Source organism: Mycobacterium sp. 29Ha, assembly GCF_032883055.1.
GTDB lineage: Bacteria > Actinomycetota > Actinomycetes > Mycobacteriales > Mycobacteriaceae > Mycobacterium > Mycobacterium gallinarum.
Genome location: NZ_JAMQTI010000002.1, coordinates 54,526 through 72,816 on the forward strand (window position 1 = coordinate 54,526; position 18,291 = coordinate 72,816).

Sequence of the window (18,291 nt, forward strand, 5' to 3'; positions counted from 1 at the left end):
GCGAACCGTCGGGTACGACGGGTGTGCTGAGCCAGGCGGGAAGATCGCGACCCGCCTGGCTCAGCGGCTTACGACGTGCAGTGCCTTTGGTAGTTCGCACTGGCGCGGGCGGCATCCCTCATGTACTCGCGCGCAGCCTTTGTGTCGCCTTGGTCTCGTGCCACGTTTGCCATGTACATGCTGCTATCGATCGCCTTGGCGATGCCACGGCAATTGGGGCTCTCGATCGGCCTGGCGTTGGCCGTGCCCGTGGCGAGTAGGGCGGTCACCGGCGTCGCGAGGGTCGCCGACAGCAGCGCCGCCGCCATCGCTCGTTTGAACATTCTGCGGTTCTCCATGTTGTGTCTCCTTTGCTTTCCGCTCAACGGCTGTTTCCGGTGAGCTCGTGACGACATCACCGTCGCGTGCGGAGTTTCGGCAGACGTTGGACGATCGTGAAATGTCCTGGTCAAAAGCGGCTAGGCCGGATGCGAGGCGTAGCGAACCAGACTCGCGCGGGCCAGCACCACGGCCTCGGATGGGCTCAGGGCGCCCTGCTGTTGCTCGCCGATCGCCCTGGTGTGGCCCTCCTCGAGTGGCGAGAGCCTTTTCGCGCCGAGGAGCGCGTGATGCAGCGCGACGGCATCGTCGTGCGCGCCCATTCGGGCCAGGAAGCGCGTGACGTAGCGGACGTTGAGCCATTGCTGACTCCAGTCGCCCACCCGGTCCCAGTGGTCGAGCACCTCGATGAGAGCCTGCGCCGCGCTCGACGGCTCGCCATGCACCGCGCGGGTAGCCGCCGCCTCCATCAGCGCGATCCCGTGCCACCAGAAGTTCTGCACCGACGCGGCGAGTTCGGCGGCGCTGTCGAACAACACCAGCGCCCGGTCCGGATCGGATTTCTTGAGCACCAGGCCAAGGGCGTAACGCCCCATGGACCGCGCCGTCGGATTAGCCGTTTCCTCGGCCACTCGCAGCGATTCCTCCGCGGCGTCGATGCCGTGATGCGGGTTGCGCATCGCGGCATGGCAGATCGACACGTAGAACAGAGTCCACACCAATCGAATCGGGTCGTCATCGTGGCGGGCGCGCGACACCTCACTGTCGTAGTGCGCCAGGGCCGTGGCCGCATCGCCCTGATAGAGCGCGACGTCGGCCAGCACGTCACCCGGATACGCGACGCGTCCGGTACCTCGCCCCGGCACTCGTCCGTCCGCGAGCGAGGCCAGCGACACCGCTGAGGTGAAGTCACCGCGGTTCCACGCCCCCCGCGCGGCGAAACCGACGGCTGCGACATACAAGGGGTGGTCGCTGTCGGCCAACTCGACGACTCGTTCTGCCCAGCCGGACGACTCGTAACCTATTCGCAGATGGACGAATTCGGGCAGTGACGTGACCAGCCGTAGCGCGGTGTCCAGGTCGGATGCCGTCATCAGATGCTCGAACGACGCACGCAGATTGTCATAGTCTGGCAACATCCGTTCGACCCACGCCCGCTCGTCGATCCCCTGAGTACCCGCCGCGGCGCGCTCGGCGAGTGTGGTGAAGTACGCGGCATGGCGCATCGCGTAGGCATCGTCAAGATTGTTGTCCCGCAATCGGTCCCGGCCGTAGGCACGCAGAGTTTCCAGAACCGCGTAACGCGAGGTGTGCGTACCACCACGAGTGGTGACCATCGACTTGTCAATGAGCCCGGCCAGCAGTTCGAGCGTATCGTCCTCGTCGGCATCGGCGTTGCCGCAGATGCCGTGCACGGCGTCGATGTCGAAACCGCCCGCGAAGACCGACAACCGGGCGAACAGGGCTTGTTCCGATTCCGAGAGCAGGTGATAGGACCAGTCGATGGTCGCCGACAGGCTCTGTTGGCGCGGATGCGCACCGCGCGCCCCACCCGTCAGCAGTCGTAGTCGATCGAGTCGGCGGGCGATATCGAGACTGCCCATCACCCGCACGCGCGCTGCCGCGAGCTCGATGGCAAGCGGCAGCCCGTCGAGCCGACGGCAGATTTCGGCCACCGCTCCGACCGGCTCGTGGTCGACGTCGAAGTCCGACCGGCTCGCCCTCGCGCGGTCCGCGAACAGCAGTGTGGCGTCGTCAATCGGCAACGGATTGACGGGCAGGACCCGCTCCCCTGCGATTCCCAGCGCTTCCCTGCTGGTGGCCAGCACCGCCACCCGGGGGCAGTATCCGGCGATCCGCTCGAGCAGCCGCGCCGAGTCCTCCAGCACGTGTTCGCAGTTGTCGACCACCAACAGCAGTTCACGGGTGCGGAGGTACTCGATGACGGTCTCCTCGATACCCAGGCCCTGCTGTTGCTGGAGTCGCAATGCCGCTGCGACCGCGTGGGTCACGGCCGGCCCGTCCTCGATCGGCGCCAGTTCACAAACGACAGCACCGTCGCCGAAGCGATGCCGTTCGCGCTCGGCGGTCTCCAGTGCGAGCCGGGTCTTTCCAACACCGCCGACCCCGGTCAGCGTCACCAGGGGGCCGTCGCGCAGGGCGGCGATGACTTCGGCCACATCGTTCTCGCGTCCGACGAAGGTCGTCACCCGCCGCGGAAGCCCGGCCAGCGCACGGGTTTCCACACGTTGCGGCGCAGCGGTTTCGAAAGCCGGCGGCGGCGCGGCCCCGCCGCCGAGAATCTGTTGGTGCACCGCCTGCAGGGGCGGGCTGGGGTCGACGCCGAGTTCGTCGACGAGGCGGTCGCGCATCTGACGGTAGGTCTCCAGCGCGGCGGCCTGTCTGCCGCTGCGGTACTGGGCCAGCATCAGCTGGCCGGCCAGCCGCTCATCGAGCGGGTGCGCCTGCAGCGCCAGCGTGAGTTCTCCGAGCAGCTCGGCATGTCGCCCTGCCTGCAGCGCGACATCATTGCGATCCAGCACGACCGAGAGTCGCTCCACCTCAAGCGAATCACGAACGTCGTTGAACCATGGGGTGTCAAGCGCCGCGAACGGGGATCCGCGCCACAGTTCGAGAGCGGCGTCGAACAACCCGGCGGCTTCGGCCGAGTCGGACACCGCACGTGCTCGCGCCGCAAGGTGACGAAAGCGGTGCACGTCCACCGACAGCTGGTCGGCCGACAGCAGGTAGCCACCGGGCTCGCGCACGACCGCAACCTCGTCGGTGTCCGCGAACAGGTGTCGCAACCGCGACAGGTACGCGGCGAGCGCGTTGCGCTCCCGGTGCGGCGGGTCGTCGGCCCAGACCCGCAGGATCAGTTGGTCGGTGGGGACGGGCCGGTTGACGTCGATCAGCAACGCAGCGAGCACACAGCGCTGGCGGGCATGGCCGACGTCGAGCCTCTGCCCGTCGAGTCGGACCTCGACATCGCCGAGCAGCCGGAAGTCCACCGTCACGGGGTACAGCTTTCCGCAGACCGCCGCGGCTAGGGGCGAATCCGCTCGTTGGACGGGTCGTACAGCGGCCGAAGCGACACCGAGATCGGGTACAGCCGGCCGCCGACGTTGACCTGATAGGCACCGCTGTTCACCCACTTCGCGTCGACTACGCGGTGATCGGGCTGCCGTACGTACGCAAGTCCGACGCAGGCGCCGGTGGTCTCACCCCATGCCGCCGACGTGACCTGGCCCGCCACGACCCCGTCGCGTCGGATCAGCTCGCCGCCCCACAGCATCGCTTCGGAGTCGTCGACCCGGAATCCGACGAGTCGCTTGCGCGGCCCCTCGGCCTTGGCTTTCTCGACGGCTTCCCGTCCGAGGAACGGGATGTCGGACTTGAGCTTGCATGCGAACAGCAGACCCGCCTCAACCGGGTTCTCGCTGGGTGTCAGTTCGCGACCGAACGCGCGATAGCCCTTCTCCAATCGCAGCGATTCGATCGCGTAATAGCCGCCGCGCCCCACACCCAACGGCGCTCCCTCAGACATCAGATCTTCGTAGACACCGACCGCGAACTCGGCGGGAACATAGAGCTCCCAACCCAATTCGCCGACGTAGGTGATGCGCGTCGCCCGCACCGTCGCGTATCCGAGCGGGATCTGCCGGCTGGTGCCGAACGGAAAAGCCTCATCGGAGAGATCAGCCGGGGTGAGATTCGCCAGCAGATCGCGGGATTTGGGACCCATGACGCCGAATACCGCATACGCCGATGTCACGTCGACCAGCGATGCATTGGCTCCACGCAGGTTCGACCGGATGTGGTCCTTGTCGCGTTCGGTGGTGGCCGCACTGCTGACGATCAGGAATTCCGCTGCGCCGGTCCTGGTGACCGTCACGTCCGACTCGTAGGTGCCCCGCTCGTTGAGCATGCCGGTGTACACCGATCGGCCGACCGGCACCGCGACGTCTGCGGTGCACAGCCACTGCAATGCCGCCTCGGCGTCCGTCCCGGCCAGGATGTATTTCGAGAACGAGGTCTGGTCGAACACCGTGACGTTGGTCCTGGTGTTGGACTGCTCCGCGGCCGACCACGGCAGCCAATTCGGCTTGCCCCACGTGTATTCGATGGTCGGCGCGACACCGGGGGGCGCGAAGAAGTTGGCTCGCTCCCACCCCATCCGGCTGCCGAAGTTGGCATTCGCGGCGTCGATCAGGTGATGCACGGGTGATCTCCGGAACGGCCGGGCGGTCGTCATCTCCCTGTTGGGCCATGGCACCTCGTAATGCAATCCGAGCACTTCGGCGACGCGGTCGTGCAGCCACCTGCTGTTGCCGTTGAACGGTGCGAACCGGCGGATGTCGACGCCCGTCAGGTCGCCGATCGGTGCACCGTTGGCGATCCACTCGGCGAGCGCACGGCCGGCTCCACCGGCGGTGGCGATACCGACGGAGTTGAATCCCGCACCGACGAAGAAGTTTTCGAGCTCGGGCGCTGCTCCGAGGATGAACTGGTTGTCGGGCGTGAAGCTCTCCGGCCCGTTGTAGAACTTCTTGATACCTGTCACCTCGAGCACGGGGATCCGCAGCAGCGCACTGTTCATCAGGACCTCGAAGTGCTCCCAGTCCTCGTCCAGAAGCTGGAACTCGAACGGGTACGGAATCTGATCCGGTGACACCCACGGCTTCGCCTCGGGTTCAAAACCCCCGATGACCAGGCCGCCGACCTCCTCCTTGAAGTAGGTGTAGCCGTCGGGATCACGCAGGATCGGTAGGTCGGGGTGGACACCGTCGATGCGTTCGGACACGACGTAGAAATGCTCGGCCGAGTGCAGCGGAACGTTGACGCCCGCCATCGCACCGATCTGCTTCGCCCACTGCCCCGCACAGTTGACGACGATCTCGGCCTCGATGTCGCCGGCGTCCGTGCGAACCCCAGACACCCGCCCCGCAGCGGTGAGCACGTCGAGCACCCTGGTCTTTTCGTGGATTCGGGCACCGCGCATCCGCGCACCCTTGGCCAGCGCGAACGTCAGGTCGGTCGGGTTGGCTTTACCATCGCCGGGCAACCAGATCGCGCCGACGAGGTCGTCGACGCGCATCACCGGATAGTGCTCGAGCGCCTGTTCGGGGCTGAGCAGTTCGCACTCCATGTTGAATGCCTCGGCGCTGGCGGCCGTGCGGCGCAACTGGGTCATCCGGTCCTCGGTACGCGCGACCGTGACTCCCCCGCACCGCTTGTAGCCTGCCGACAGACCCGTCTCGTTCTCCAGTTCCGCGTACAGCTGTGTCGAATACTGCACCAGACGTGTCGCGCTCTCCGAGGCACGCAACTGGCCTACCAGTCCCGCGGCGTGCCATGTCGTGCCGCTCGACAGCTGCCCCTGTTCGATCAGTACGACATCGGTGAGCCCCAGTTTCGTCAGATGGTAGGCGACGCTGGTGCCGATGACGCCGCCGCCGATGATGACGACCTGGGCACGGCCGGGCAGCTCAGTCGCCATCAGTCGGCAGCCTGCGCATCGTCGAGCAGCCGAGTCAGGTTCGGTCCCTTGAACTCGGCCACCGCACCCTCATAACGTTCCATCGCCCATCCCCAGAAGTCGAAATCGATTGCACTCGAACCGTTCTGTATGCAGCCCCACAACGTCCAACCGTATTTTCCGACGATGCCCTGCAGGTGCGCTCGCGCGACTTTATTGCGCAGCCGCTGCCCGTAGTACGCCGTGACGAACTCGTCGAGTTGGTCGGTGGACAATCCGCACTCGGCCCAGGTGTTCCCCAGCTCGAAGCACGGATCGTTGTTGCCGGAGTATTCGTAGTCGATCAGCCACATCCGGTCGCCGTCCTCGATGAAGTTGCCGGCCAGCAGATCGTTGTTGCATGGCACCGTCTGTTCATCGGTGACCGCCAGCACCCTGGCGATGTCGTTGAAGGTGTCCGCATGGTCGAGGTAATCGTCGGGGATACGGAATCCTTTGTCCAGCACGGTTTTCAAATATTGCGGCTGGAGTTCGAACATGTCGAATCGACCGCGGAAACGCGGCCCGGAGTGCAGGGTACGCACCGCCGCGGCCGCCTTTGCGATCACCCCCGGCCGTTGAAAATCGTCGTTGGACAGTGTTTTTCCCTCGAGATAACCGAGCAGCAGGATGCCGAGGTCGGGGCGGTAGTCGATGACCGGCGCGCCGACCCCCGCCTGTTCGGCGGCGCGGGTGTTGTGGCACTCGCGGTCGCGGTCAATTCCCAGCATTCCCGACGATGCGTCGGTGCAGCGCGCGACGTAGACGGCATCGGGCGTCGTGATTTTGATGTTGCGGTTGGTCAGTCCGCCCGGAAGCTCATCGAGGCGGCGCGGCCGCCCGGCCAACGCCGAGATCTGGTCGAACCTCTCGTTGAGTTGTTCGTCGGTGAGCGTCAGCGGCATGCGCTGTCCTTCAGCCGTGCCGCGCGCCGATCCAGTGCAGGAGGTCGTGCACGATCTCGTCCTCGAGGCGGTAGCTCACGGCACGGCCGACCCGGGTGGAGCTCACCCAGCCCTGCTGACGCAGTACTCGCAGCGCCTGCGACACGGCGTTCTCGGACCGTCCGAGCACCGAGGCGAGGTCGCCGACGTTGATGCCGGGTGCGCGGTGCAGGACGAGCAGGATCTCCAGCCGGTGCGGGTCGGAGAGCAGGTCGAACCGCTGCGCCCAGCCGCCGGTGTCGACGTCGGCGAGCGCCGACGACGCCCGTCGCACCACCGCATCGACGCCCGCGTGGCCACCTGCTTCCGCCATCCGTCAAATCTAACCCCCCTGGCACCCGAATGACCGCGACGACGTTCGTGTTTGTGCTGGCATCGGGCTAGTCCAGGAATCCGTGCAGCAGGGTGGCCGAGCCTTCGACGTGGGCGAGCATGGCCGACGCCGCACCCTCACTGTCGCCGGCCAGGATCGCGATCACGATCGCCTCGTGTTGCTCGTCGGAGTGGGCGATGTTGCGCGGCAGCAACGGGATCTGGTCCAGCAAGACGTTGAGGCGCATCCTGTTCTCGGCCACCAACGGCACCAGCGACGGCGACCCGGCCGCCTCGGCGATGGCGAGATGCAGCCTCGAATCCAGTCGGCGGTAGTCGCCGGGCGCGGCGCCGCGGACATCACGCAGACGCGCCCACAGCTCCTCGCGTTCCGATGCCGTCAGGGTTCGGTTGGCGGCCAGCCGCGCCGCTCCGACCTCGAGGATCTCCCTCAGCCGTAACGCGTCGTCGATCTGGGCGCGTGTCACCGCGTCGGTGTCCTGGGTGTGCCTGGGCAACTCGTCGGCGAGGAAGGTGCCGCCGTAGCGGCCTCGCCGCGACACCAGATACCCGGCGTCGGCCAGCGACTTGATGGCCTCGCGCACGGTGTCGCGGCTGACGCCCAGCCGCGATGCCAGCTCGCGCTCCGGCGGCAGCGATTCGCCGGGGGCGAGCACGCCGAGCCGGATGGTCTGCAGGAGCCTTCCGACCGTGTCCTCGAACGCGTTCCCGGGCCGGACCGGGCGCAGCAGAGCTTCGCTCGCCAGCGGTACGTCCGGATCGGCAGTCATGATTCCTACAGGGCCTCTAGAGGGGGGTCACGTACGCCGAGCTGATGCCGCCGTCGACCAGGAAGGTCGACCCGGTGATGAACGACGAGTCGTCGCTGGCCAGGAATGCGACGGCCGCGGCCAGCTCCTCCGGCTCGGCGAACCGGCCGACCGGAATGTGGACCAGTCGGCGGGCCGCGCGTTCGGGATCCTTCGCGAACAGTTCCTGCAGCAGCGGTGTGTTCACCGGTCCGGGGCACAGTGCGTTCACTCGAATCCCCTGACGCGCGAACTGCACTCCCAGTTCACGGGACATTGCGAGGACGCCGCCTTTGGATGCGGTATAGGAGATTTGCGATGTCGCCGACCCCATCACCGCGACGAACGACGCGGTGTTGATGATCGAACCTTTCTGCTGCGGAACCATGTGGCGCAGTGCGGCTTTGGAACAGAAGAACACCGACTTCAGGTTGATGTCCTGCACCCGTTGCCATGCGTCGATGCCCGTGGTCTCGATGAGGTCGTCTTCTGGCGGGCTGATACCCGCGTTGTTGAAGGCGATGTCGACAGAACCGTGCGTCTCGGCGGCCGTATCGAACAGGGCATCCACCGCGGCCTGATCTGAGACATCCACCTGGACGAAGGTTCCGTTGAGGTCGTCTGCCACGGACTTCCCGGTCGTCGGGTCGATGTCACCGATGACGATGGTGGCGCCTTCGGCGCGCATGCGTTTGGCGCTCGCCAGCCCGATCCCGCTGGCGCCGCCGGTGATCACGGCGACCTTGCCCGCCAGGCGCTGGGTCAGATCCATCACGCATCTCCGATCGCGTAGAAGACGTTCTTGGTTTCAGTGAATGACAGCGGCGCATCGGGCCCGAGTTCGCGGCCAAGACCTGATTGCTTGAACCCGCCGAAGGGCGTGTTGTACCGCACCGACGAGTGTGAATTGACCGACAGGTTGCCAGACTCCACCGCGCGGGACACCCGCACGGCCCGCGACAGGTTGTCCGTCCAGATCGACCCGGAAAGGCCGTAGGGGGTGTCGTTGGCGAGTTCAATCGCGTCGGCCTCGTCCTCGAACGGCAGCACCGCGACGACCGGGCCGAAGATCTCCTCACGCACCGTGCGGTCGGAGCGCTCCGGGGTCAGCACGGTCGGGGGGAACCAGTAGCCGGGCCCCGACGGCGCGTCGCCGCGGAACGCGACCGGTGCGTCGTCGGGCACATAGGAGACCACGGACTCCCAATGCGACTTCGACACCAGCGGGCCCATCTCGGTGCCTTTGGCAGCCGGATCACCGACTGCGATGCCCTTGACCGCAGGTTCGAGCAGCTCCATGAAACGGTCGTAAACATTGCGCTGCACCAGGATCCGGCTACGTGCACAGCAGTCCTGCCCGGCGTTGTCGAAAACCCCGTAGGGCGCGGTGGCCGCAGCCTTGTCCAGATCGCAATCGTCGAACACGATGTTTGCGCTCTTGCCGCCCAGCTCGAGGGTGACCCTCTTGACCTGAGCCGCGGCACCCGCCATCACGCGGGTGCCGACCTCGGTGGAACCGGTGAAGACGATCTTGCGGACGTCGGGATGGGTGACAAACCGCTCACCGACCACCGACCCCTTTCCGGGCAACACCTGGAACAGATCGGGAGGCAGGCCGGCCTCGACGGCGAGTTCGCCTATCCGGATCGTGGTCAGCGGTGTCCATTCGGCGGGTTTGATCAGTACCGCGTTCCCGGCTGCCAGGGCCGGTGCGAAACCCCACACCGCGATGGGCATCGGGAAATTCCAGGGCGTGATCACCCCGATGACGCCCAGCGGCTCGTCGAAGGTGATGTCCAGGCCGCCGGCCACCGGAATCTGTTTGCCCGACAATCGTTCCGGTGTCGCGGAGTAAAACTGCAGGACGTCGCGGACGTGGCCCGCCTCCCACGTCGCATTGCCGATCGGATGCCCGGAGTTGGCGACCTCCAGCGCGGCCAGCTCGTCGACGTGCGCGTCGACCGCGGCGGCGAACGACCGCAGGGCGGCGGCCCGGTCGCCGGGTGCCAGACGTGCCCAATCGCGTTGCGCGGCCTTGGCTCGCGCCACCGCGTCGTCGACACCCGCGAGGCTGGTCTGCTCTACGGTGCGCAGCAGTTCCTCCGTCGCGGGGTTGATCAGCTCACTAGCCGTCACACGGTCACCTTTTCTCTCGAATACGCCTCAGCGGCTTCGACCAACGCGGCGAACAGCCGCAGATCGTCCAGCGTCTCCTCGGGATGCCACTGGACCGCGAGAAGGAAGCGGTCGCCGGGGAACTCGACTGCCTCGATCACGCCGTCAGCGTCGCGAGCACTGACGATCAGACCGTCACCGAGGCGATCGATGGCCTGGTGGTGATAGCACTGCGCGTCGGACGACTCGCCGATCAGCGATGCCAGCCGCGTTTCGGGCACAGTGCGTATCGACGACGTCGAGAACACTGCGTTGCCCTTCTGGTGCTCAGAATGGCCGACGACGTCGGGCAGATGCTGATGCAGAGTGCCGCCGAGGGCGACGTTGAGCACCTGCGCGCCGCGGCAGATTCCCAGGACGGGAAGGCCGCGCCGGATAGCCCCTTTGAGTAGTTCGAATTCCCATGCATCCCGAAGGCGGTTGTACTCGTTGGCCTCATCGGTGGCAGGGTGGCGATCCTGTCCGTAGGCGCCGGGATCGACGTCGCGCCCGCCGGTGATGATCAGCCCGTCGAGTCCGTCGAGCACGCGGTCGACGATTTCGTCGTCGACGTGCTGCGGCGGCAGCAGTACCGAGATTCCGCCCGCCAGCCCGACGCCCTCGAAATAGATGGCGGGCAGGAAGCTGGCGCGCACGTCCCACACACCCGTCTGCGCCTGCTGCAGATACGTGGTCAATCCGACGACCGGGCGGGATCTGCGCGCCGCTGCGCTGGCCCCAGCTCCGCCTTCGCTTCTCGCGTCAAAGCCGCTCAAAGCCCCGCACCCTTTCCCAGTCCGTCACGGCCGCGTTGTACGCGGTCAGTTCGACGTGGGCGTTGTTGAGATAGTGCTCCACGACCTCGTCGCCGAACGCCGCACGGGCCACGTCGGACTTCTCGAACAGCGCCGCCGCCTCGGTCAGCGTGGTCGGAAGGCTTTCGGCGCCACTCGTATAGGCGTTGCCCTCGAACGGTTCCGGCAGCTCCAACTCGTGCTCGATACCGTGCAGGCCGCCGGCGATCAGCGCCGACACCGCCAGGTACTGGTTGACGTCGCCGCCGGGCGCGCGGCATTCCACCCGCATGCCCGGACCGTGCCCCACCACGCGCAGCGCGCAAGTGCGGTTGTCCATCCCCCACGCGATGGCCGTAGGCGCGAAGCTGCCCTCGGCGAATCGCTTGTAGGAGTTGATGTTCGGTGCATAGAACAGCGTCAGCTCACGCAGCGTAGCCAGCTGGCCGGCGATGAAGCTGCGGAACATCGACGACATTCCGTCCGACGCGTCGGAATCGGCGAACACCGGGCTTCCGTCCTCGCCCCGCAACGAAATGTGGATATGACAACTGTTGCCTTCGCGCTCATCGAATTTCGCCATGAACGTCAGGCTCTTGCCGTGTTGATCGGCAATCTCCTTGGCACCGTTCTTGTAGATCGTGTGGTTGTCACACGTCACCCTCGCGTGGTCGTAGCGGAAGGCGATCTCCTGCTGCCCGAGGTTGCATTCGCCCTTCACGCCCTCGCAGTACATTCCCGCGCCGGTCATGCCGAGCCTGATGTCGCGAAGCAGCGGCTCCATTCGGGTCGACGCGTGCATCGCGTAGTCGACGTTGTAGTCCGAGGCCGCCGTCATGTTGCGGTAGCCCTTCGTCCAGGCGTCGCGGTAGGAATCCTCGAACACCATGAACTCGAGCTCGGTGCCCACGTAGGGCACCAGACCGAGCTCGGACAGCCGGTCGATCTGGCGGTTGAGGATGCTGCGTGGCGCAGGGGTCACCGGGTCGCCGTCGACGCGCTCCAGGTCTGCCATCACCAGTGCGGTGCCCGGCAGCCAGGGCACGCGTCGCAGCGTCGAGAAGTCGGGCTTCATGACCATGTCGCCGTAGCCGGTCTGCCAACTCGACATCGCGTACCCGTCGACGGTGTTCATGTCGACGTCGACGGCCAACAGGTAGTTGCAGCACTCCGCGCCATGCTCGGCGACGTCTTCGACGAACAATCGCGCCGACACGCGCTTGCCGGTGAGCCGCCCCTGCATATCGCAGAACGCCAGGATGACGGTGTCGATGTCCCCGTCGGCCACCAGCTTTTCGAGGTCGGCTTGCGACAACATGCCGGGGTTCTGGCTCATTGCGGAACCTTCCTCTCGAGTACCGACGATGACCGGCAGCCAACCATTGGAGTTTGCTCGGCGGGGCCTTCTCGGTGATTCCTTAACAGAAATGTCACTCCAAAGGTAGGACAGCCGACCAATGGCACTCTATTGTCCCTACTCAGTGAGCGCCAGTCCCGCCCCACTGCAAGCCGCGAAGCGCTCGAAGATCGCGAAGGAGAACCCGCCGTGCCAGAAGGTCACGAATATCTCAATGAGGACGAACGACATCTCGCCAGCCTCGGCTATACACAGGAGCTGAACCGATCGTGGTCCGGTTTTTCCAACTTCGCGATCTCGTTCTCGATCATCTCAATCCTGGCGGGCTGCTTCACCTCCTTCGGCCTCGGCTGGAACAACGGCGGCCCGGCCGCGATCGCATGGGGCTGGCCGATCGTCTCGGTGTTCATCCTCATCATCGGGTTGTGCATGTCCGAACTCGTGTCGGCGTATCCGACATCGGGCGGAATCTATTGGTGGGCAGCCAAACTCGGCGGTCCCAAGGCCGGTTTCTACACCGGCTGGCTCAATCTGATCGGGTTGATCGCCATCTTGGCTTCGGTGGCGTACGGCTGCGCGACGTTCCTCGACCTCACGCTCGGCACTTTCAGTGAGACCTGGCTCGCGGGATACAGCCTGACTCGGACGTTCATGCTGTTCGTGATCATCCTGGCCATCTCGGCGACCATCAACATCTTCTCCTCGCACCTGCTCGCCGTCATCAACAACATCTCAGTCTGGTGGCACGTCGCGGGCGCGGCGGCGGTGATCCTGATCCTCTGGCTGCTGCCCGACCAGCACGCCAGCTTCTCGGACGTCTTCGCCAAGACCATCAACAACAGCGGGATGTTCGGCGGCGAGATGTCGGGCATCGGTGTATTGCTGTTCGTGCTGCCGATCTCGGCGATCCTGACGCAGTACACGATCACCGGCTACGACGCGTCGGCGCATCTCTCCGAGGAGACCAAGAGTGCGGCAGACGGTGCAGCCAAAGGCATTTGGCGGTCGATCTTCTACTCGGCGATCGGCGGCTGGATCCTGCTGTTGACGTTCCTGTTCGCCGTCAACGACTCCGACGCGGTGTCCGCAGGCGGTGGTGCGGTCGTCGGCATCTTCAACCAGGCGCTGGACTCACAGTGGGTCGCGATCATCCTGCTGATCTCAACGGCCGGGCAGTTCTTCTGCACCACGGCGTGCCAGACGAGCGCGTCGCGGATGTTGTTCGCGTTCAGCCGCGACCGTGCGGTTCCCGGACACCAGCTGTGGTCCAAGGTGAGCAAGAACAAGATCCCCGCCAACGGCGTCATCATCACCGCAGTCCTCGCGGCTACCATCACGCTCCCCGCGCTCGTCGAGGTCGACATCAACGGCGCCCCGGTCCCAGTGGCCTTCTTCGCGGTGGTCTCGATCGGCGTCGTCGGCCTCTATCTGTGCTTCGCGGTGCCGATCTACTTGCGCTGGCGGATGGGCGACGATTTCAAGGTGGGTCGGTGGAACCTGCGGGGCCACCACAAGTGGATGGCTCCCGTCGCTGTCGTCGAGATCATCATCACCTCGATCATCGCGATGTTCCCGACATCCTCGGGCGGTGTGCCGTGGGGGGACGCCTTCGAATGGAAGTACGTCAACTACACCCCACTTCTGGTCGGCGGCGTGCTGATCCTTCTCTACATCTACTGGCACGTGTCGGTGAAGAAGTGGTTCACCGGCCCGGTCAGGCAAGTGGACGAAACCGGCGAGCAGTTGGAAGGTGTTTCCTAGCTCACACGTCGCTGAGCTGGCGACCAGGTTTCCCATCCGTCAACTCGGGTAAAGTCCCATGCGTGTGCGGAGCCACCGGCGAGGTGCGACTCGACGGCCATTCACCTGATATCACTGCGGTCTCGGCTATGGCCGAGGCCATGGAACCGCGCGGTCCCGACGCCGCAGGCGTGTGGTCGCAGGGTCGGGTCGCGCTTGGTCATCGTCGCCTGAAAATCATCGATCTGTCCGAAGCCGGCGCACAGCCGATGGTCGACTCCGAGCTCGGGCTGGCCATTGCGTGGAACGGCTGCATCTACAACTACAAGCAGTTGCGCCGCGAGCTGAGCGAGCAGCACGGGTACCGGTTCTTCTCGCACAGTGACACCGAGGTGTTGCTCAAGGCATATCACCACTGGGGCGACCGTTTCGTCGACCGCCTCTACGGCATGTTCGCGTTCGCGATCGTCGAACGCGACAGCGGACGGGTGCTGCTCGGCCGCGATCGGCTGGGCATCAAGCCGCTGTATCTCACCGAGGACGCGTCGCGGATCCGGTTCGCGTCGTCACTGCCCGCACTGCTCGCCGGCGGCGGGGTCGACACCCGCATCGATCCGTTGGCGCTGCATCACTACCTGTCGTTCCACTCGGTCGTCCCGCCGCCGCGCACGATCCTGCGCGGCGTGAGCAAGGTGCCGCCCGCGACCCTGGTCGCGATCGAGCCCGATGGCCGGCGCACGACCACCACGTACTGGGAACCCGATTTCACTCCGCATGCCGATCGCGCCGACTGGTCCGAACGTGACTGGGAGGACGCGGTTTTGGAGTCGCTGCGCGTCGCGGTCGACCGCCGGCTGGTCGCCGATGTGCCGGTCGGCTGCCTGCTCTCCGGTGGGGTCGACTCCAGCCTGATCGTCGGACTGCTCGCCGAAGCGGGTCAGCATGGTCTGGCGACATTCTCCATCGGCTTCGAGTCAGTGGGCGGCGTGGCGGGCGACGAGTTCACGTACTCCGACATCATCGCCGAGCGCTTCGGCACCGACCACCATCAGATCCGCATCGGTACCGACCGGATGCTGCCCGCGCTCGACGGCGCGATCGGCGCCATGAGCGAGCCGATGGTCAGCCACGACTGCGTTGCGTTCTATCTGCTCGGCCAAGAAGTGGCCAAGTACGTCAAGGTGGTCCAGTCCGGGCAGGGCGCCGACGAGGTGTTCGCCGGCTACCACTGGTATCCGCCGATGGCCGACGCCACATCGCTGGACAGCGCGGTGGCCAGCTACCGCGCCGCGTTCTTCGACCGTGACCCCGCCGGCGTCGCCGCACTCGTCACGTCGGACTATCTCGTGGAAAGCGACCCCAGCGGAGAGTTCGTCACCGAGCACTTCGCGCACCGCGGCGCGGCCACCGGCATCGACCGCGCCCTTCGGCTCGACACCACGGTGATGCTGGTGGACGACCCTGTCAAGCGCGTCGACAACATGACGATGGCCTGGGGCCTGGAGGGCCGGGTGCCATTCCTGGATCACGAGCTCGTCGAGCTGGCCGCCACATGCCCACCCGCGCTGAAGATCGCACACGACGGCAAGGGCGTGCTCAAGCAGGCTGCCCGACGGGTGATCCCCGCCGAGGTCATCGACCGTCCCAAGGGTTACTTCCCGGTGCCGGCGCTGACCCACCTGGAGGGTCCGTACCTCGAGCTGGTGCGCGATGCGCTCTACGCTCCGGTCGCCAAGGAGCGCGGGCTATTCCGCCCCGACGCGGTCGACCACCTGCTGGCCGACCCGAACGGTCGCCTGACCCCGCTCCGGGGCAACGAACTCTGGCAGCTCGGGTTGCTGGAATTGTGGCTGCAGCGCCACGGGATCAACGGGACGGCGGCGTGACCGCCGGAGCCGGAAGGCCGGCGACATCCAGCCCCGGAGCCGGAAGGCCGGCGACATCCAGCCCCGGAGCCGGAAGGCCGGCGACATCCAGCCCCGGAGCCGGACGGCCGGCGACATCCAGCCCCGTGAACCCCGAAAGCACCGAAGCGATCACTCTCGGACTGCACGACGCATCGCCCCAGCACTTGGTCGACGCAATGGCCGACGACGTGGCCGTCGAAATGGGCTGGGGCCGATTGATATTCGGGCAGACGTTCGCGGACCCGGCGAAGCTCGCCGAGGTGTTGCGGCAAGAGGGGCATGGTCGTCGCGACATCTGTATGTACGCCCGGGAGCCACACGTGCTCGTCGCGATGGCGCCCGCCGAGTTGTTCATCGACCCCAGTCACACCTATCGGCTGCGGTTCTCCGACGACGACGCTCAGCGCACGGCACCCACCGGGTTCACCGTGCGATCGCTGGAGCGTAGAGAGGAGGCCGAGGACATCAATCGGGTCTACATGCGCTGCGGAATGGTGCCCGCACCCGTTGAGGTGCTGTGGGACAACAGCGAAGACCTCGATGCGCTCGACTACCTGGTGGCGGTTCGCGACGACGACGGATCGTTGGTGGGCACGGTCACCGGGGTCGACCACAAGCGGCTCTTCGACGACCCGGAGAACGGTTCGAGCCTGTGGACGCTGGCCGTCGATCCGGCCACCAGCCTGCCGGGTGTCGGCGCGGCACTCACCCGTGCGCTGGCCGCGCTGTACCGCGAGCGGGGCCGGGCCTACATGGACCTGTCGGTGGCTCACGACAACGAGGCCGCCATCGGCCTGTACGAGAAGCTGGGTTTTGAGCGCGTTCCGGTCATGGCCGTCAAACGGAAGAACGCGATCAACGAACCGCTGTTCACCCATCCCCCGGAGACCGTCGACGATCTGAACCCGTATGCGCGGATCATCGCCGACGAGGCGATGCGTCGCGGGATCTGGGTCGAGGTCCTCGACGCGGGAGCCGGCGAGATGCGCCTGTCACACGGTGGCCGCAGCGTCATCACGCGGGAGTCGTTGTCGGAGTACACCTCCGCGGTGGCGATGGCACGATGCGACGACAAGAGGCTGACCCGACGCCTGGTGTCGGAAGCCGGAATCCAGGTGCCCAAGGGACGTCTGGCCACATTTGACGAACAGGACCACGTGTTCCTCGAAGAGGTCGGCGACGTCGTCGTCAAACCGACCCGCGGGGAGCAGGGCAAGGGCATCACCGTCGGCGTCAACAGCACCGAGGAGTTGGACGCGGCGCTGGCACGGGCGCGGGAAGAGCACCCCAACGTGCTGATCGAGCAGCGCGCACCCGGAGACGATCTGCGGTTGGTGGTGATCGACGGCAAGGTGGTGGCCGCTGCATTACGCAAGCCCGCCGAAATCGTCGGCACCGGCCACCACACGATTCGCGAACTCATCGAGGCGCAGAGCCGACGCCGCGCGGCCGCCACCGGCGGCGAATCGCGCATTCCGATGGACGACGTCACCGAGGCGACGGTCGCCGAGGCGGGCTTCTCGTTCGACGACGTGCTGCCCGAAGGGCGCACCCTGCGCGTACGCCGAACGGCGAACCTGCATCAGGGCGGCACGATCCACGATGTGACGGCGGTGGTGAACCCGCATCTGAGCGAGGTCGCCGTGAAGGCCGCCGGCGCGATCGGCATTCCCGTGACCGGCATCGACCTGTTGGTTCCCGATGTCACCGCGCCCGACTACGTGTTCATCGAAGCCAACGAGCGACCCGGGCTGGCCAACCACGAGCCCCAGCCCACCGCAAAGGCTTTCGTCGACTTCCTCTTCCCGGGCAGTCCCGCGTTGCCGCAGGCCTGGACGCCCGACGAGGTGCCCACCAGCTAGACCTACCAGGTGCTCGTGCGCATCACGATCTCGGCGGCGAGCTGCGCCGTGGACTCCTGGGCATTGCGCCTGCCGAGTAGGTCGACCATCCGGTAGTCGCCGTACACGTAGCGCTGGCTGGCTTTGGCGACCGCGCGTGCGGCGGGCGTACTGACCAGCGCGGTGGTGTTCATTTCCACCGGCGGGCACGAGTCGTCGCGGACCACACCGGAGGGATCGGCGACACGCGGGTGGCCGCGGTCGATGACCACCAGCCCGATGAACCGGTCCAACCGCGTCGCCGCGAGCTCCCACGCCAATTCCCCGCCGACGCGGTCACCGACCAACAACGCCCACTTCACGTCGAGTGCGTCGAGGACCTCGATCACCGTCTTGGCGGTCAGCCGCGGGTCCGGTGCGATGACCACAGTTCGAAGGGACGCGGTGTGCAGCCGTTGACATACCGGTTCGTACGCCGCAGGTGCATGGTGGGCGGCACCGAGGACCACGACGACGGACCCTTTTTCGGGGCCGGCCACGTCGACGGACACGCCGAACCCGTCGACGGTGACTGTGGTGGGCGGCATTTCGCCACGC

Annotated in this window: 14 protein-coding genes; 3 read left to right on the forward strand and 11 right to left on the reverse strand. The window is 66.2% G+C overall.

All coding sequences use genetic code 11. The features are described from left to right. Positions 1 to 68 precede the first annotated feature (68 nt). The 10 genes from M1248_RS02815 to M1248_RS02860 form a co-directional block, all read right to left on the reverse strand. The gene (locus M1248_RS02815; RefSeq protein WP_163726310.1) at positions 69 to 338 is read right to left on the reverse strand and encodes a hypothetical protein; all 270 of its coding nucleotides are present in this window, start codon (positions 336 to 338) and stop codon (positions 69 to 71) included. A gap of 120 nt (positions 339 to 458) precedes the next feature. Beyond that, positions 459 to 3,335, reverse strand: a complete 2,877-nt coding sequence (locus M1248_RS02820) for a BTAD domain-containing putative transcriptional regulator (RefSeq protein WP_317147494.1) — start codon at positions 3,333 to 3,335, stop codon at positions 459 to 461. 29 nt (positions 3,336 to 3,364) lie between these two features. Continuing rightward, positions 3,365 to 5,818, reverse strand: a complete 2,454-nt coding sequence (locus M1248_RS02825; protein WP_317147495.1) for an FAD-dependent oxidoreductase — start codon at positions 5,816 to 5,818, stop codon at positions 3,365 to 3,367. Beyond that, positions 5,818 to 6,741: a phosphotransferase gene (locus M1248_RS02830; RefSeq protein WP_163726300.1), complete on the reverse strand. Its 924-nt coding sequence runs from the start codon at positions 6,739 to 6,741 to the stop codon at positions 5,818 to 5,820. Before M1248_RS02830 ends, M1248_RS02825 begins: the two co-directional genes overlap by 1 nt. Before the next feature lie 10 nt (positions 6,742 to 6,751). Next, positions 6,752 to 7,093 carry an ArsR/SmtB family transcription factor gene (locus tag M1248_RS02835; RefSeq protein WP_083127520.1) on the reverse strand — a complete coding sequence of 114 codons (342 nt, stop codon included), beginning with the start codon at positions 7,091 to 7,093 and terminating at the stop codon, positions 6,752 to 6,754. Positions 7,094 to 7,160: 67 nt separating this feature from the next. Next, positions 7,161 to 7,883, reverse strand: coding sequence for a FadR/GntR family transcriptional regulator (locus M1248_RS02840; protein WP_163726298.1), 723 nt, complete (start codon positions 7,881 to 7,883; stop codon positions 7,161 to 7,163). Positions 7,884 to 7,899: 16 nt separating this feature from the next. Next, complete coding sequence (locus M1248_RS02845) at positions 7,900 to 8,676, reverse strand: 3-oxoacyl-ACP reductase (RefSeq protein WP_174262006.1); 777 nt, start codon at positions 8,674 to 8,676, stop codon at positions 7,900 to 7,902. Beyond that, on the reverse strand, positions 8,673 to 10,037 hold the full coding sequence (locus M1248_RS02850) for an aldehyde dehydrogenase family protein (RefSeq protein WP_317147496.1): 1,365 nt from the start codon (positions 10,035 to 10,037) through the stop codon (positions 8,673 to 8,675). Before M1248_RS02850 ends, M1248_RS02845 begins: the two co-directional genes overlap by 4 nt. Further along, positions 10,034 to 10,831: a gamma-glutamyl-gamma-aminobutyrate hydrolase family protein gene (locus M1248_RS02855; protein ID WP_163726291.1), complete on the reverse strand. Its 798-nt coding sequence runs from the start codon at positions 10,829 to 10,831 to the stop codon at positions 10,034 to 10,036. The genes M1248_RS02850 and M1248_RS02855 overlap by 4 nt, the downstream gene beginning before the upstream one ends. Then, the gene (locus M1248_RS02860) at positions 10,818 to 12,185 is read right to left on the reverse strand and encodes a glutamine synthetase family protein (protein WP_163726286.1); all 1,368 of its coding nucleotides are present in this window, start codon (positions 12,183 to 12,185) and stop codon (positions 10,818 to 10,820) included. The genes M1248_RS02855 and M1248_RS02860 overlap by 14 nt, the downstream gene beginning before the upstream one ends. A gap of 210 nt (positions 12,186 to 12,395) precedes the next feature. Here M1248_RS02860 and M1248_RS02865 point away from each other — a divergent pair, with 210 nt between their 5' ends. The 3 genes from M1248_RS02865 to ngg all read left to right on the forward strand — a co-directional run bounded on the left by M1248_RS02865 (position 12,396) and on the right by ngg (position 17,715). Next, positions 12,396 to 13,967, forward strand: a complete 1,572-nt coding sequence (locus M1248_RS02865) for an amino acid permease (RefSeq protein WP_163726284.1) — start codon at positions 12,396 to 12,398, stop codon at positions 13,965 to 13,967. 62 nt (positions 13,968 to 14,029) lie between these two features. Next, positions 14,030 to 15,832: an N-acetylglutaminylglutamine amidotransferase gene (locus tag M1248_RS02870; RefSeq protein ID WP_317147497.1), complete on the forward strand. Its 1,803-nt coding sequence runs from the start codon at positions 14,030 to 14,032 to the stop codon at positions 15,830 to 15,832. A 125-nt stretch (positions 15,833 to 15,957) separates the two neighbouring features. Then, positions 15,958 to 17,715, forward strand: a complete 1,758-nt coding sequence (gene ngg, locus M1248_RS02875; RefSeq protein WP_317147498.1) for an N-acetylglutaminylglutamine synthetase — start codon at positions 15,958 to 15,960, stop codon at positions 17,713 to 17,715. 2 nt (positions 17,716 to 17,717) lie between these two features. Here ngg and M1248_RS02880 read toward each other — a convergent pair whose 3' ends face one another. Further along, positions 17,718 to 18,281, reverse strand: coding sequence for an alpha/beta fold hydrolase (locus M1248_RS02880; RefSeq protein ID WP_163726276.1), 564 nt, complete (start codon positions 18,279 to 18,281; stop codon positions 17,718 to 17,720). Positions 18,282 to 18,291: the final 10 nt, after the last annotated feature.